The organism is Maritalea porphyrae (assembly GCF_030159895.1).
Lineage (GTDB): Bacteria > Pseudomonadota > Alphaproteobacteria > Rhizobiales > Devosiaceae > Maritalea > Maritalea porphyrae.
In genome coordinates this window covers 2,482,979-2,498,249 of record NZ_BSNI01000002.1, presented here as the reverse complement: position 1 = coordinate 2,498,249, position 15,271 = coordinate 2,482,979, and the positions used below count along the sequence as shown (strand labels likewise).

Genomic DNA, 15,271 nt, shown 5'->3' with positions numbered 1-15,271 from the left:
GCAAAGGGATATTGCTATCATGTTCAGATCAATCATCGTAGCTATGGTATTTTTGCTTACTGCACTCACAGGCGCAATTGCGGACGAATGGGTTGCGAAGAATTTGCGTGGTGGCGTTTTTGTTTTTGAAAATGGCGCGTGGCTGCAAATCAAACGCGGGCATGTGGTGACAGATGACAGCGCAATCCAGACAGCAAAAGGTGCGCGCGTTACGTTTGTGCGCGGCAAAGAGTCGATTGATATTAGAAGTGATACGCGCATCCGTATTTCCGACAAAACCGGGTCAAAGCGCACAGTGGTTTCGCAGGATTTTGGCGAAATCATTGTTGATGTTGAGAAACGCAACGTGCAGCATTTTGAAGTGCGCACGCAATTGCTTGCAGCGGTGGTTAAAGGCACGAAATTCAGCGTGTCGTTCCGCGGTGGTGCGGCGAAAGTCGACGTTCAACGGGGCAGCGTCGAGGTTAAGAATAGTAGAACACGCAAGAAACTAGATGTAGGGCCAGATCAGACTGCGCAAGTGGTTGTTACCAAACCTCAGGTGCTAGACGTTGTTAAGACTGGAACGACAATTGTTGTCAACACAACTGCGCCGATCGCGAATAGTAACAACGGTGCTGCTTCAACTGTGCCGGGACCGTCGACAGTTTCAAGCGATACGACTGAGACAATTGTTGAGCAGGTGACGCCTGTTGTGGAGCAGGTGGAATCCGTTGTCGAAAATAGTACGGGGGATACGGCACCTGTCGAAGAAGTTGTCGACATTATTAAGCCGGTCAAAAGTGACGATGATGATGACGACGATGATGATGATGATGATGATGATGATGATGATGATGACTGATCATCGTTCTTGAATTGGTTTTGAAGTGATTTGGGCGCTGAAACGTAAAGTTTTAGCGCCCTTTTTAATGACCTGTTTACGCCAAAATTGGTTTTACCACTCATGTTAACAGCTTTGTTTACTAGCCTCGGCGATGATGGCGGCAACGAAAAGACAAAGAATTGTTTGGCAGGGCAGATCATGTTCAAAAAGTTTATCATCACAATTATCGCATTCGTTGCGATGACCACGGCATCGATTGCTGACGACTGGGTTGCGAGCAAGTTGCGTGGTGGTGTGTTCATCTTTAAATCGGGTGAATGGGTGCAATTGAAGCGCGGTGACGTTGTCTCTGATGACAGCGCGATCCAAACAGCGAAGAATGCGCGTGTGGTACTTCAACGCGGCAAAGAAAGCATAAGCTTGCGTGGTGATACCCGTGTGCGTATTTCCGATAAGAATGGGTCGCAATACACTGTCGTGTCACAGGACTTTGGTGAACTGACTGTCGATGTTGAAAAACGCAATGTGCAGCATTTTGAAGTGCGCGCGCCGTTGTTGGCCGCGGTGGTAAAAGGTACCAAATTTACTGTTACCGCGGATCGCAACGGCGGGGCTGCCGAAATCAAAGTGGACCGTGGTCGCGTTGAGGCGCGGGATGACCGTGCAGGCATGAAGGTTGATGTCAAGCCACGCCAAAAGGTGAAACTAAACACTAAAGACAAGCCTGTTTTGACTGTCGAAGGTAGCGGCGCGAAAGAGCCAATCCGTTCTACAGCAACGAATAAGGTTTTGACGGTCAAAGAGATTGTTAAAAAGGCTAAAAAAGCAAATCCGCAGGCAAAAATTGAGGTTGCACAGGTAGAAGAAGTTGCAGAGCAACAAGGTCAACCACTGCAGGTTGCTGATATCAAGGCGGCGACTGAAGGTAATACGCAGTTGCCGAATGCGACGGTTAACCAGGCAGCAGCTAATGCAAATGCAGCAGCGCAAAATGCAGCGAATGCCGAAGCAGTTGCCGCACAAGCTGAGGCTGAGAAAAAGGCTGCGGAACAAGCATTAAAAGACGCCAAGAAGTCTGGAGATGAAGCGGCAATTGCAGCTGCAGAGAAAGCAGCGGAAGAGGCAAAAGCCAAGGAAAAAGCTGCCGAAGATGCAGCGAAGGATGCTGAGAAGGCCGCGAAGGAAGCCGAAAAAGCAGCCGAGGATGCGGCCAAAGAAGCTGAAAAAGCTGCTAAGGAAGCAGCTGAGGCCGAAGAAAAGGCCGCGAAGGAAGCCGAAAAAGCAGCCGAGGATGCGGCCAAAGAAGCTGAAAAAGCCGCTAAGGAAGCAGCTGAGGCCGAAGAAAAGGCCGCGAAGGCAGCCGAAAAGGCCGCTGAGGATGCCGCGAAAGATGCCGCTAAGGCCGCGGAAGATGCTGCTAAGGACGCTGAGAAAGCGGCAGAAGATGCCGCTAAGGAAGCGGAGAAGGCAGCCAAGGAAGCTGCTGAAGCCGAAGAAAAAGCTGCAAAAGATGCGGCTAAAGAGGCCGAGAAAGCAGCAAAAGATGCTTTGAAGTTGTAATAGACAACAAAACCTAGATATGGCCCGTGCATAGTTAAGGGCGTCGTAACGCAAATATTGCATTATGGCGCCCCAATTGTTTGTTGAGTTGAGTCATTTTTGTCGATGCGTCCAGGACTAAGAAACTTTGCCGCTATTTTCCTTCTAGGGATTGCTGCGTTCTTAGCTAGCCAAAATGGCTTCTTTCGCGGTATCGACAACACATTTCGAGAATGGCGTTTTTCCCAACATCACGTGAATGTCTCTGGCGAAATCGTCATGGTGGACATTGATGCGCGTAGCTTGCACCAAATTGGTGTTTGGCCATGGCCACGCTGGGTTTACGCAGGTGTTCTAGATGAGTTGGTGCGCCTCAACGCCTACGAAATCGCGTTTGATGTCGATTTTTCATCCCGCTCTCAACCAGAAAATGATGCAGAATTTGCAAAGGCTTTGGAGCGAGCAGGCGGGTTCACCTATCTTGCGGCACTTCAACAAATTGGGTTTGGCACCAACGGCGAATTGACCTTGTTGACCAACTTGCCGCTGGAAGAGTTTCGCGCGCATTCAGAGTTGGCGTTGGTCAATGTTGAACCTGAACAAGATGGTCTGGTGTGGGAATTTGCCAAATATGGCATGATTGAGGAACGTATCGTCCCTTCATTGCCGACTTTGTTTTCACCCAAGCCAGAGACATCGAACAACAATTTCTATTACGTTGATTATTCGATTGAGCTGGGCAGCATTGACCGAATTCCGCTGATCGATTTGCTAAATGGTCAAATTGATGCCCAACGCATTGAAGGCAAAAAGGTCATCATTGGTGCATCTGCGCTTGAGTTGGGCGATCTGCTTGAAGTGCCACGCTATGGTCGTATTCCCGGCCCACTTGTGCAAGTTCTGGCTGCAGAAACGCGCATTCAAAACCGAGAGCTGTCAGATGGCGGTTCTGTCTTTGGCTGGCTGATATTTGGCATATTCGCTGCCATTGTTGCACTCTTTCGGCGTCCGCCGATCATTCGAATGGCATTCGCCTTCATCGGCGTATCTATCATCGTTGAAGCGGTTGCGTTTTTAGGGCAAGCGCACCTTCTGATTTTGTCAGAGACTTTCTGGGTGCATTTTGGGATTGTGCTGACTTATGTGCTTAAAGTGCTTGAGGCAATGGACATTCAGCGTTTGCTGGTGCGCAAAGTCTCTGGCGAGAACTCGCGCATGCAGGCCATTCTTGATCGCGTTATTGCCGACAATTTTGATGGCGTGATCATTATCGATAGCGCGTTAATCGTGTTGGCGGCGAGCACGCCGGCGCGTCAAATGCTTGATTTGCGCAGCAGCTTTGTCGGTTCAACTAGTTCTGTGCTGCCGGAAAAATTGTTCCAAGAAGTTACAACGGCGCTTGGGTTGGCAAAGCAAAACCGTGAGAAGAATGTCGTTCCAGAAACGCTTATCTTGCGTCACGGTAGTGGAGATGAGCCAGAGCTGGTCATTGAGTACTCAGTGACGGTTTCGCGGGTGGCAAAATTCGATGAAAACGATGCGAAAAAGCAGCTCACAGACTATGTGGCTTGTTTGACGTTCCGGGATATCACGCACCGATATAATCACGAAAAGCGCATGAACTATCTCGCCAATCATGATCCATTGACTGGTGCCTTTACGCGTTCGCGTTTGGAAGAGGAGCTTCTCGCATTCATCGGAGACAGCGCTGCAAACCGGCAACCTCTAACGATGATCTTGTTGGATCTCGACCGCTTTAAGAACATCAACGAAACGTTGGGTCACGCGGCGGGTGATTTGTTGCTGCGCGAAGTGGCAAAACGGATGAATGAATTTGGCCTATACAGCGTTGCGCGCTTGGGTGCGGACCGGTTTGCTGCAGCAAAACCTGGTTTGATGTCTTACGAAGATATTGATGAATTCTCTGAAGAGTTAATCTCGGTGATGACGAAACCCTACGAGCTTGAAGGGCACCGTGCCTTGATTGGCGTAAGCATTGGCATGACCGACACGAATAATTCTGGATTCACGCCGAAGGCTCTAATCTCTCAGGCCGATATGGCGCTTTCTGAAGCTAAGAACATACCAGGCAATAGTTATTCACTATTCCTGTCCGAACTCAATGATCGTATTCAAGACCGTCAACGGGTAGAAATGGCGCTGCTGGATGCGGTGGCCAACAAACAATTATATATCCATTATCAACCACAAGTGGACATGGAAACTGGGTACTGTTTGGGCGCTGAAGCGTTGGTGCGCTGGCAACATCCTGAACTTGGAACCGTACGTCCGGACCGCTTTATCTCGGTAGCTGAAGATAGTGGCATGATCATCGAGATTGGTCGTTGGGTGCTAGAGCAAGCTTGTGCTGACGCAATGAAGTGGCCAAAGCCGGGTAAGCTGGCTGTGAACGTATCTGCCGTTCAATTTGAATATGGCGATGTGGTTTCTGCCATCAAACACGCGCTCGAAGTTTCAAAATTGCCAGCAGATCGTTTGGACATTGAAATCACAGAAAGCGTTTTTGTAACCAAGCAGGACAAGTTCATCCAGACGCTGAATGAGATCGTTGATATGGGCGTTGGTGTTGCGCTGGACGATTTTGGCACCGGCTATTCGTCGCTAAGCTATTTGAGCCGTCTGCCAGTTGATAAAGTGAAAATTGATCAATCGTTCGTGAAAAACCTGCCTGAGGATGAGCAATCCATGGCTATTGTTCAATCAGTTCTTTCGCTTTCTACAGCGATGAATAAGCGAGTGGTTGCTGAAGGCATTGAGACCAAAGATCAAGCGTGGGTTTTGCGGCTTGCGGGTTGCGGCATTGGGCAGGGCTATTTGTTTGGACGTCCGCAATCGAACGAAAAATTCTGCAAGATGCTGGCCATTGATGAGCCGCAAGAGATTTTGCAAAAAGCTGCAAGCTAAACGCCATTTGTTTGCCGTTTTTGCCTATTACCCCTTCATTTCATATTCCAATGCACAGGATTTTTATGCGGCACTTACTTCGATTTGTGGTTCTTCTATCAGCTTGTTTGATCTCGACAGCCGTTCAAGCTCAATCACTCCGCGACATGGCGGGACAAATGATCATGATTGGGTTTGCCCATGATAGCGCTAGCGCCAAACAGCATCGACAATTGGTTAAATTGATCAGCGACGGCCGTGTCGGCGGTGTGATGTATCTGAAATACAACGTGAAAAGCCAGAACGATGTGGCCCGGATGAATAAAGATTTCTCAACGGCCAATTCTGCATTGGCGCCTCTGATTGCGATCGATCAGGAAGGGGGCGTTGTTGAACGCCTCACAAGTGCTGTTGGGTTCAAAGAAATTCCGCGCGCGCGAGATGTTGCGCTGAATATGGATAAAGATAGCGCCAAAGCACTCTACACGGATTTGGCCAAGCGGATGCGCAAACTGGGGTTCAACACAAATTTTGGTCCTGTGGTTGATCTAATCATCAACAAAAACAATCCAATTATTGCCAAGTATGGCCGTTCTTTTTCCTCGCGTGCTGACATTACGGCCAAGTTCGCAACGTCCTTTATTGATGGCCATCATCAGCATGGAATGATCACAGCGCTTAAGCACTTTCCCGGCCATGGCTCTAGCGCAGCTGATAGCCATCTGGGGTTTGTCGATATCTCGCAGAGTTGGGTTGAAGCCGAATATGAACCATTTGAAACGCTCATCAAGGCGGGTAAAGCCGACATGGTGATGGCCGGCCATTTGTTCCACAAGGGCTATGTGCGTGATGGTGAAGGGCAGGTGCCTGCAAGCCTTTCGCCTGTGGCGCTGACGACGGTTTTGCGGCAGGGTATGGGCTTTAACGGGGTGATCATTTCCGATGACATGGAAATGGGTGCGATTACCAAGCACTTTGGTTTTGAAGATGCAATTGTGCGTGCGGTTAATGCTGGCAATGACATTTTGCTGTTCTCCAACACGGTGAAGCCATCGCTGGGATTGCCGGATCGAATTTTGGCGGTGTTAGAAGCTGAAGCGCAGCGCGATCCTGCATTCGCAGCCAAAATCAAAGCCAGCTACAAACGGATTGTCGCCTTGAAAAATCGATTGCAATGATTATGTTGCGACGACCAAGTGCAAGGGTTTGAATGTGATGAAAAATCTAGTCTTTGCCGGATGTTAGAGTTCAATATACACTGTCATAATTGTGATTTTGGAATCGGCTAGATAGATTTCACCCGCGCAAAAGAACGAAGTGAGCGTTATCAATGACACCAGAAAACAACTCAAAGCACGTCAAAGCGTTGTTTATATCGGACGTGCATTTGGGCATGAAGACGATCAAGGTTGATCAGCTTCTCGATTTTTTGCGCTGCTATGATGCTGAAACCATTTACTTGGTTGGCGATATTCTGGACGGTTGGCGTTTGCAGAAAAACTGGCGGTGGCCAGCCGCCTACAATATTCTACTTCAAAAGTTGCTGCGCAAGGCGCGTAAGGGCGCTCGCATTGTATACTTGCCAGGCAATCATGATGAGTTTTTGCGCAACTATCTTGGTACCCATTTCGGCGATATTGAGATCATTGATCGCACAGTCCACCATGCTGCTGACGGCAAACGCTACTTGGTGATCCACGGCGATCAGTTTGATGTGGTGGTTCGCCACGCTAAATGGCTCGCACATGTAGGCGATTGGGCTTACAACGCGGCGCTTCGGCTGAATATCGGCGTCAATTTTGTACGTCGCAAGATGGGCTTTAGCTATTGGTCCTTGTCGGCTTGGGCAAAGCATAAAGTAAAGAACGCGGTGAGCTTTATCGGTCGGTATGAAGAGGCACTGGCGCACGAAGCAAAACAGTCCGGCGTTGACGGTGTAATTTGCGGCCACATTCATCATGCTGACATGCACGACAAATATGGTACCCGATATATCAACACAGGCGATTGGGTGGAGAGCTGCACCGCCATTGTAGAACACCATGATGGTGAATTTGAGCTGATCCGCTGGACCGAAATGGCATCGCCGAAGTCGGGGACGCGACCTAAGAAATCGCGAAAGGTTGCATGAAACGCATTCTCATCGTCACGGATGCTTGGCATCCACAAGTCAACGGCGTGGTTCGCTGTCTAGACAATATTGGCGATGAACTAAGAACTTTTGGACATGTGGTTGATTATCTGACGCCCGAGCGTTTCTGGACCATGCCACTGCCCACTTACCCAGAAATTCGAATTTCTCTTGCCCATTTGGGCCATGTTGAAGATGTAATTGATGAGGTGCAGCCTCACTTCATACATATTGCCACCGAAGGGCCCTTAGGGCTGTTGGCGCGGCAAGTTTGTTTGAACCGCCACCTTCCTTTCACCACCAGCTATCATACCCGATTTGCAGAATATATTGCCGCGCGCTTACCCGTTCCGGCTGAATGGAGCTATGCCTATTTGCGTTGGTTCCATGAAGCAGCTGCGCGCACCATGGTACCCACGCAATCTGTTGTTGTTGATTTGGCGCAGCGGGGTTTTCAAGGTGTGGTGCCGTGGACACGTGGTGTCGACAGAGCACAATTTTTCCCAGCGCGGAAAACATTGTTTGGCGAACTGCCTGGACCTCACATGGTGTGTGTGGGGCGCGTTGCAGTTGAAAAAAATGTCGAGGCGTTTTTGCAACTTGATATGCCGGGATCAAAAATTGTGGTTGGCGACGGTCCACAGCTTGATGAGCTGCGCGCGCGATATCCTGAGGCGCATTTTGTGGGGCAGAAAACTGGGGCAGAACTCGCCGCGCATTATCAAAGTGCTGATGTGTTTGTTTTTCCATCAAAAACAGACACGTTTGGGAATGTCATGCTTGAAGCGATGGCGTGTGGCGTTCCGGTTGCTGCCTATCCTGTAATCGGGCCAATTGACGTGCTTACTGATCCGCTTGCCGGGCGGATGAATGAGCGGTTGGACATTGCTGTTACGCAAGCGCTATCTCTCAAAAGGGAAGATGTTCTGCGCCATGCTGCAAGGTTTACATGGGCCGAATGCGCAAAAATGTTCTTTGATTATCTCGCCCCAACCGATTCAGAAATCAGTGTTGCGGCGTAGTTTTTCTAATACCAAAGTATAAAATTGCTTGCCGAATAGGCAATTTCAGGGCAACGATGCAAGTCCACATTGTCTCCTATTCGGGAAATGGCTCATGTCCATCGGTATCATTTCGCGCTTGTCCTCTTCCGAGGCACGGGCGTCTTACTATTACGGTTCTATGTTTTTGGCGGTTGGTGTCGCGGTGCCATTCCTGCCGTTGTGGTTGCGCCATAAAGGGTTCAGCGACGCAGATATCGGCATTTTGAACGCCATACCGATTTGGACCATGGTGATGATCAACATTTTCGTTGGTCGGTTAGCAGACAAAGCGTCCGACTGGCGCTCAGTGATTTTGGTTTGCAGTTTGATCGCTGCTGTCGCCCCTTTCTTTCTGTTCCTCACTAGCGATGTTTGGCCGATCATTGCCATTTGGACTTTGTGTGTTTTGCCCGTCATGGCGCTATCCCCAATCATTGATGCAGCAACGGTTCGCATGACGCGCCGTCGCGGAAGCGAGTTTGCGTTGATCAGAGTTTGGGGCACCGTGGGGTATGTGGCTGCAAACTTGATCGGCGGCTGGTATTTGGGGTGGGCAGGTATTGCACTGTTCTTACCCTTATTTGTTGGCTTGAGTTTTTTGCGTGGCGTTGTGGCTTTTCAATTGCCTGCGTTCCGCGCAACCGCGCCTGAAGATGCAAAGATCAAAGAAGAAGCGAAGAACGCACCGCCGCCGCACCGGTTGCAGGCGCAAGAGTTCAAACACATGTTTCGCCCGTGGTTCATCCTTGCGATTGTTGGGTCCGCTTTAATAACAGCGTCTCACGGCCCGCTTTACACATTTGGGTCACTGCTATGGGATCAGCAGGGTATTGGCAAAGAGGTGATTGGGCCACTCTGGGCAATTGGGTCTGCTGCTGAGGTGGTTGTGTTTCTCGCGTTTGCGCGAATTGCGCGACGCTTTTCAGCCCGTCACCTTATGCTGTTTGCTGCTGGTATGACGTGTTTGCGCTGGTATGGGATGACGCTTGAATTGCCAGTTTACGGATACTTTGTTTTGCAAATGCTGCACGCGTTTTCGTTTGGCGTGACATACTTGGGCACGCTTAACTTTGTCGCCAACTGGACGGCAGAGAAATTTGCGGCGGAAGCGCAAAGTAGCGTCCAGGTTTTGGGGCAGGGTTTGCTGGCAACCACTGTGTTTGGTTTCGGCTTTGTGTTTGCGCAGTTTGGGGCAAACGCATTTGGTCTTTCTGTTGCGATTGCGGGCATTGGCGGCCTATGCGTGATGGGATCACTTATCTTGATCAATCCACGCTCAGAGGCATAAAGGCTCATTCACTGAAATGGACCATATCAAAAAGCCCGCTCCTAGGAGCGGGCTTTGTTGTTCTTAAAGATATTGGGACAGCGCCCTTATCCAAGGCGACCAAAAGCATGGGCCAACATGGTGTAGACCTTGCCTCGGTCAGAGGTTAGCTGCGCTTGCGTGTCGCGTACAGGGTTCGGGCCGCTTGCTGCTTCTCGCAACAATTGTTCGAACTCAGACATAAACTCGCGAGCGGTCCCGGCAAATGCTTCATCGCGTTTTAGCTTTTTGCGCACATCGTCAAATGTACCTTGGCCCGCCAATGTGTAAAGGCGACGGGAGAACACATCTGTTTGACCATTCTGGTAGCGCATCCATGCGTCTTCAAGGGCACGCTGGTCGACAGCCGCAATCATTTCGCTTGTGAGGCTGTTTAGATTGCTGTCACGTTGCTGCTGCTCGGCTTCACCTTGATGATTGGCCGAGGCGTTGCGCAACAAGCTGCGCACCCAGTTGTCATCATCATCACTTTGTGGCGCTGGCGCTGCTTGCGGTGCAGGTGCTGGCCGTTGTGGTGCAACTCGACGTTGTTCAGGCGCCGGTTCTGGACGCCGCGTTTCGATGACGGGACGTGCCTGGGCATTTTGCTGTTCAGCTTCAATCTGACGTTCCAAGAGTGCCGCAATTTGTTCAGATGAAATGTCCTCTTCGCGAGATGGAACTTCAGGTTCTGGGCGACGCTGCTGTGGTGCAGGGCGCTTTGGCTCAACAGGGCGCAGTGCCTCTGGCTTTGGCTCAAAACGCGGGGTCTCGCGACGCGGCGCAGGCTTTGGTTCAGGCGCTGGCTCGTGGCGTGGTGCTGTTGTCGCCGCCGTGTAGCTATGTGAGCTAGATTGTGCGTTGACGATGTTGTTCAACTCGCTCAATGCCTCGATTTGCTCGGCAACCACCCGGCGCATTGCAGCGGCGCTGGCTTTGGTTTCTTCTGGCAATTCGAGCATGCCGCGTTGCAACTCGCCACGTGTGGCTTGCAGCTCTTCGTTCATCTGGCCAGCTGTTAGGCGCATGGCCTGCGCTGTTTCGTTGAACTGTGCTGTTGCCTGACGAATTGCATCTTGCATTTCTTCGACGAGCGCCTTCTGCGTTTGCTGTACGGCGCTTTGTGCGCGTTGGCTTTCTATGCCTGCTGTCTCTGTCAAAGTGCGTAGGTTGTTTGAAACCGATGAAGATGCACTGCGAACTGTTTCGTCCAGCGCTTCTTGTGTTGCGTTGATCCGCTGTTCGGCTTCGGCCACTGTATCGGCCAAAGAGCGAGCAAAGATGCGCAAGCGGTTGTCGATTTCTTCCGCGCGGTTGGTAAAGCCGTGCGCCAATGCGTCAAGAGCGGTGCGACCACCTTCGATGGTTTCAATCGACACCATGCTTGCATTGGTCAGCTCCTGTGCAGCGTCAGTAAAGCCGTGTGCTTGGCCCTCAAGCGAGTGCTTCACTTCACCAACTTCTGCTAGCAAGCCGCTAATTGTTGCTTGCAACGCAGATACGTGTTCGCTCATCAAGCGACCTGCATCATCCGTGCCGGCAAGGGCATCACGTACCGCATCCGAGTAGCGTGCAGTGTGTTGGCCAATATTGCCCTCGAGCGTCGCCAAATTGTTGCCTGATGTTTCAAGAACTTGCTGCAATAGCATGTTTGAATCGTTGAGCTTGGCCAATGCACGGGTAACATCTTCTTCGATGCGAGCTGTCGAGGTCGACATGATCTCTTCAGCGCTACCGGCTGTGCTCTCAAGCGCTGCGTTGAGGATGTTCTGGTGGTTGGCCAGACGATCATCAAGTTCGTTGGCTTTTTGGTCGATGATTTTGGACAAGGTTTCGGATTGCACAGCAACCACGCGGTTCATCGCGCTCGCTTTGTCGCTCAACTCTTGAGCAGTGGCGACGCCGCGTACTTCAACCAAATCTTGCAGCTTGTCGCCAACTTCGCGCATTTGCTCCATCGCACCGCGCACCAGTTGATCCATGCGGGTTGCGGTGATTTCAACGTCTGTTGAGATGTCGGCTGTCATGCCAACCAATTTCTCTTCAAGCGTTGCAGAGATGCGGCTTGCGCCTTCATCGATATTGGACATTGTTTTGCCCAAGGCCGAAGAAACAGAAGCGTTGATTTCGTTCAAGCGCTCAGCTGTTGCGTTGGCACGTGCAGCAATGGCGTCAGGCAATGTACCCAGTTTTTCGTCAATTGTGCGGCTGAAGTTTTCAGCGGTCGTTGCCAGTTGCGTTTCGCTTTGCGTTGCGCTCGTTTCGATGGTTTCAGCGGCGTTGCGCGCAGAAGCTGCCAAGCGCTGTTCGCTGTCGCTGATGCGCCCCTCGACTGATTTGTTGAGGCTGTTGAGCGTTGCAGCAAGACGTTGTTCGCCGTCAGAGACGCGGGTTTCTACAGTTGAAGACAGTTGTTCAGCGGACGCGGCCAAGCGCTGTTCGCTCTCGCTCATGCGGCCTTCAATGTTGGACACCAGACCTTCGGTCGCTGCATTAAACTGCTCTTCGCTTGAAGAAACGCGTTCTTGGATGGACGAGGTGAGCTCAGTAACCGTTTTGGACAAGCGCTGTTCGGTCTCTGTTACACGCTCTTCGGTTTCGCTTGTCAGCCCTTGCATAGTTGCAGCTAGGCGCTGTTCGGTATTTGAAACGCTGTTTTCGATTGACGAGGTGAGGTGCTGCGTTGCACGGCCCAATGTTTCAGCAGACTTGATCACGCGGCCTGCAATTGTTTTGTCCAACTCAGAAGTCGCGGTTTCAAATGTCTCGGTAGACTGTGACAAGGCGTTTTCAACTTTGCCAGCCAAACGGTCGGTGCTCTCTTCAATGCTTGCAATAGCGCTTGTTACTTTGCCGGCTACACCATGTTCTGCGTCAGAAAGACGTGAAATTGCCCCGTCGATTTCTGTACCCAAGTGTTCGTTCACTTCAGCAACTTTGCTCTCGATCATAGAAGATACTTGCTGCGTGCGTGTTTCCATTGTCTGGTTCACATCGCGCAAGCTCGCATCGATATTGTCGCGGAATTTCTCACCTGACGCGTCAAATGCTGATGACAATTCGGCAGTGCGTTCGCGCATTTGCGCATCCAGCTTGTCGCTAGATTGCTCGAAGTTCTGGCTGAATTCAGTGGTGCGTTCGCGCATTTGTGCGCTGAGTTTTTCTGCAGATGCATCGAATGTGCTGCCGAGGTGTTCGGTGCTTTCGCGCAGTTGCGAACCAAGCATTTCAGAACCGGACTGAATCCGCTCAGAAATTGCGTTGGTGTGTGTGTTGAGCGTTTCTTCCAATGCAGCAGCATTTTGAGTGAGGCTGCGGCTGTTTTGATCGATGGTTTCGATCAGTTTGCCACCTTTTTCGCCAACAATCTCGTCCATAGACTTCAGGCGGCTATCAAGGATAACGGCCACTTCGTCAACGCGAGAGGTAAGTTGTGCGGCAGTTGCATCGCCTGCTGTTTGCAACAAGTTGCGTGCATCATCCGCGCGTTCTTCAAGTACACCGCCAATTTGTAGCAATGCAGATTGAACACTTGATTCAAGGTTGTTGGTTTGAATTGCCAAAGTTTCATCAAAGCGGCTGCCAAATTCGGTCAAGCTTGCCTGAGCATTTGCAGAGTTTGCCAACACGCTATCAGCCAACCTGCTGCCAACAGCGGCAAGCTGTTCGGAAATCTCTTCGCCGCGTAGTGACATATCAACCAATACAGCTTCGCCTGATGCGCGCAATACGTTGCTAAGTTTTGCGCTTTCGCTATCAACAGCCGCGGTAATTGCAGATGCGCCGCTTTCAAATGTTGAGGTGAGGGCAAGGATGCGATCATTCACATTTGCATTGAAGCTATCTGAACCGTCGTTCAAAGCTGCGGTGAGCAGATTGGTTTTGTCGTCGAACAGGCTGGTAAATGCGTTGGTATTGCGATCCAACAGCTGGGCAACACCTTTCATGCGTTCATCAACAAGGTCGCCAAAACCATCGGTGCGCTCCACCAACACTTGGTCAAGTTGTGTTGTGCGCGCGGATATGAGGCGATCAAGGCGCTCATTGCGCTCATCAAAGTTTGACTGCAACTCTGTCGTACGCGCTGCGAGTGTGCTGTCGAGCGCTGAGGTCTTGTCCTCAATCGAGGCTTGTAGCTGATTGGTTCTGTTGGCCAATACGTGGTCAAACTCGCCAGTTCGTTCGGCAATTGCAGACGCAAGGCTGGCGGTGCGTTCGTCAACGGTAATATTCAGTTTCTCTGTGCTGTCTTCTAGCGCAGCAATCAGATCTACCTGGCGGTTCTGGATGGTTTCATCGATCGCCATGCCCGCAGTGTGTACAGAATCAGTGATTTCATTTTTCTGGCTTTCAATTGTTGACGTGATGTTGCCACCGACGGTCTTCATTTGATTTACAAATGAGGAACCAACACTGTCCAATTTGGTGGCGAAGTCTGAATGCACATCAGAAATTGCTTCGCGAACGCGGTCAGAATTGGTGACAACTGCTTTGCGTTGAGAGGCAAGCTCTTCAATCAAAGCGCGCATGCGCAATTCATTGTCCGCATAGGTGCGCTCAAGCGAATTCACTTCGTTGTGCACCATCACTTCCAATTCGCTTGCGCGAGACAGGGCGCGTTCTAGCCCGTCGCCGATCGCGTTGACTTCACGGCGTACGGCTTGGCCAACGGTTTTGATCTGTTGTGATGCAGCGTTTTCTGGCTCAGTTAGGCGCATGGCCGCTTGGGTCATCGAAGAGGCGGCAAGGCGCAGATCGTTCGCGCGTTTTGTCATTGCGGCAATCGCAAAGAACGCAAGGACTGGGATAACAAGCAAAGCGCTATAGGCAGCAAATTCTGGTGTGCGCAGCGTTTCAGTTAGCAGTGCAGAATCGGTCAAGCTTGCGCCAAAGCGGAAAAAGCCCAATGTACCAATAATGATGGCCCACACGATTGAGGCGAGTGCGGCGACCCAATATGGCGTGGATGTAGATTTGGACTGCAAGGAATAAAGAATGCCAGCGGCACTTGATCGATCATCATTCGCAATGCCTTTTGTGCGGGCAGCAATGCGTTCGGCTGAGCGCGTACGGCTCGGCGATGATGATGCTTTTGGAGATGTCTGCGGGGCGTCGTTTGGCTTGTCGTCTGCAGTTTTTGCTGCAACCGAATTTTCCAATGCGCTCTCTACCGCTGAAAATGCGAGAGTTGCCGGGTCCTTAGGTGTTGAACCTTTTTTATTTGCCATACTCATTACTACCTTTGCGTCCGCACACGTCCCAACGAAGCGGCTAAGGTGAGCTCAGGCAATTCGTGTCATATAAGTAAAAACACGCCCGGAGCGTCCCCCGGAAAATCAATAACGCAATAAAATCAATGCGTTTTTGGCCAAATCACACAACGCCGCCGAACGTTGGTATCACTTCTTTATACACTTTTTCGACGTGGAGCTTATCTTTTTATTAATAAATGGTTAACGCGTCAAAGTGCCCGTACTTTTAGGCCTTTAAATGTGCCCGATTTGTGGCGCTTAAGCCTAAGT

Annotated in this window: 8 protein-coding genes; 7 read left to right on the top strand and 1 reads right to left on the bottom strand. The window is 50.7% G+C overall.

Features of this window, described 5'->3' with window-relative positions; translation table 11 throughout:
* The first annotated feature begins 19 nt into the window (after nucleotides 1–19).
* The 7 genes from QQL65_RS15690 (at nucleotide 20) to QQL65_RS15660 (ending at nucleotide 9,731) form a co-directional block, all read left to right on the top strand.
* Nucleotides 20–844: a FecR family protein gene (locus QQL65_RS15690; RefSeq protein ID WP_284365994.1), complete on the top strand. Its 825-nt coding sequence runs from the start codon at nucleotides 20–22 to the stop codon at nucleotides 842–844.
* Nucleotides 845–1,024: 180 nt separating this feature from the next.
* Nucleotides 1,025–2,386 (top strand): FecR domain-containing protein, encoded by a 1,362-nt coding sequence (locus QQL65_RS15685; RefSeq protein WP_284365993.1) that lies wholly within the window; start codon nucleotides 1,025–1,027, stop codon nucleotides 2,384–2,386.
* A gap of 105 nt (nucleotides 2,387–2,491) precedes the next feature.
* Nucleotides 2,492–5,290, top strand: coding sequence for an EAL domain-containing protein (locus QQL65_RS15680; RefSeq protein WP_284366314.1), 2,799 nt, complete (start codon nucleotides 2,492–2,494; stop codon nucleotides 5,288–5,290).
* A gap of 65 nt (nucleotides 5,291–5,355) precedes the next feature.
* Nucleotides 5,356–6,447: a glycoside hydrolase family 3 N-terminal domain-containing protein gene (locus QQL65_RS15675; RefSeq protein WP_284365992.1), complete on the top strand. Its 1,092-nt coding sequence runs from the start codon at nucleotides 5,356–5,358 to the stop codon at nucleotides 6,445–6,447.
* 152 nt (nucleotides 6,448–6,599) lie between these two features.
* Nucleotides 6,600–7,400, top strand: coding sequence for a UDP-2,3-diacylglucosamine diphosphatase (locus QQL65_RS15670; RefSeq protein WP_284365990.1), 801 nt, complete (start codon nucleotides 6,600–6,602; stop codon nucleotides 7,398–7,400).
* The gene (locus QQL65_RS15665; RefSeq protein WP_284365989.1) at nucleotides 7,397–8,422 is read left to right on the top strand and encodes a glycosyltransferase family 4 protein; all 1,026 of its coding nucleotides are present in this window, start codon (nucleotides 7,397–7,399) and stop codon (nucleotides 8,420–8,422) included. Before QQL65_RS15670 ends, QQL65_RS15665 begins: the two co-directional genes overlap by 4 nt.
* A gap of 94 nt (nucleotides 8,423–8,516) precedes the next feature.
* Nucleotides 8,517–9,731, top strand: coding sequence for an MFS transporter (locus tag QQL65_RS15660; protein ID WP_284365988.1), 1,215 nt, complete (start codon nucleotides 8,517–8,519; stop codon nucleotides 9,729–9,731).
* An 86-nt stretch (nucleotides 9,732–9,817) separates the two neighbouring features.
* Here QQL65_RS15660 and QQL65_RS15655 read toward each other — a convergent pair whose 3' ends face one another.
* Complete coding sequence (locus tag QQL65_RS15655; protein ID WP_284365986.1) at nucleotides 9,818–14,977, bottom strand: apolipoprotein A-IV repeat region-like domain-containing protein; 5,160 nt, start codon at nucleotides 14,975–14,977, stop codon at nucleotides 9,818–9,820.
* Nucleotides 14,978–15,271 lie beyond the last annotated feature (294 nt).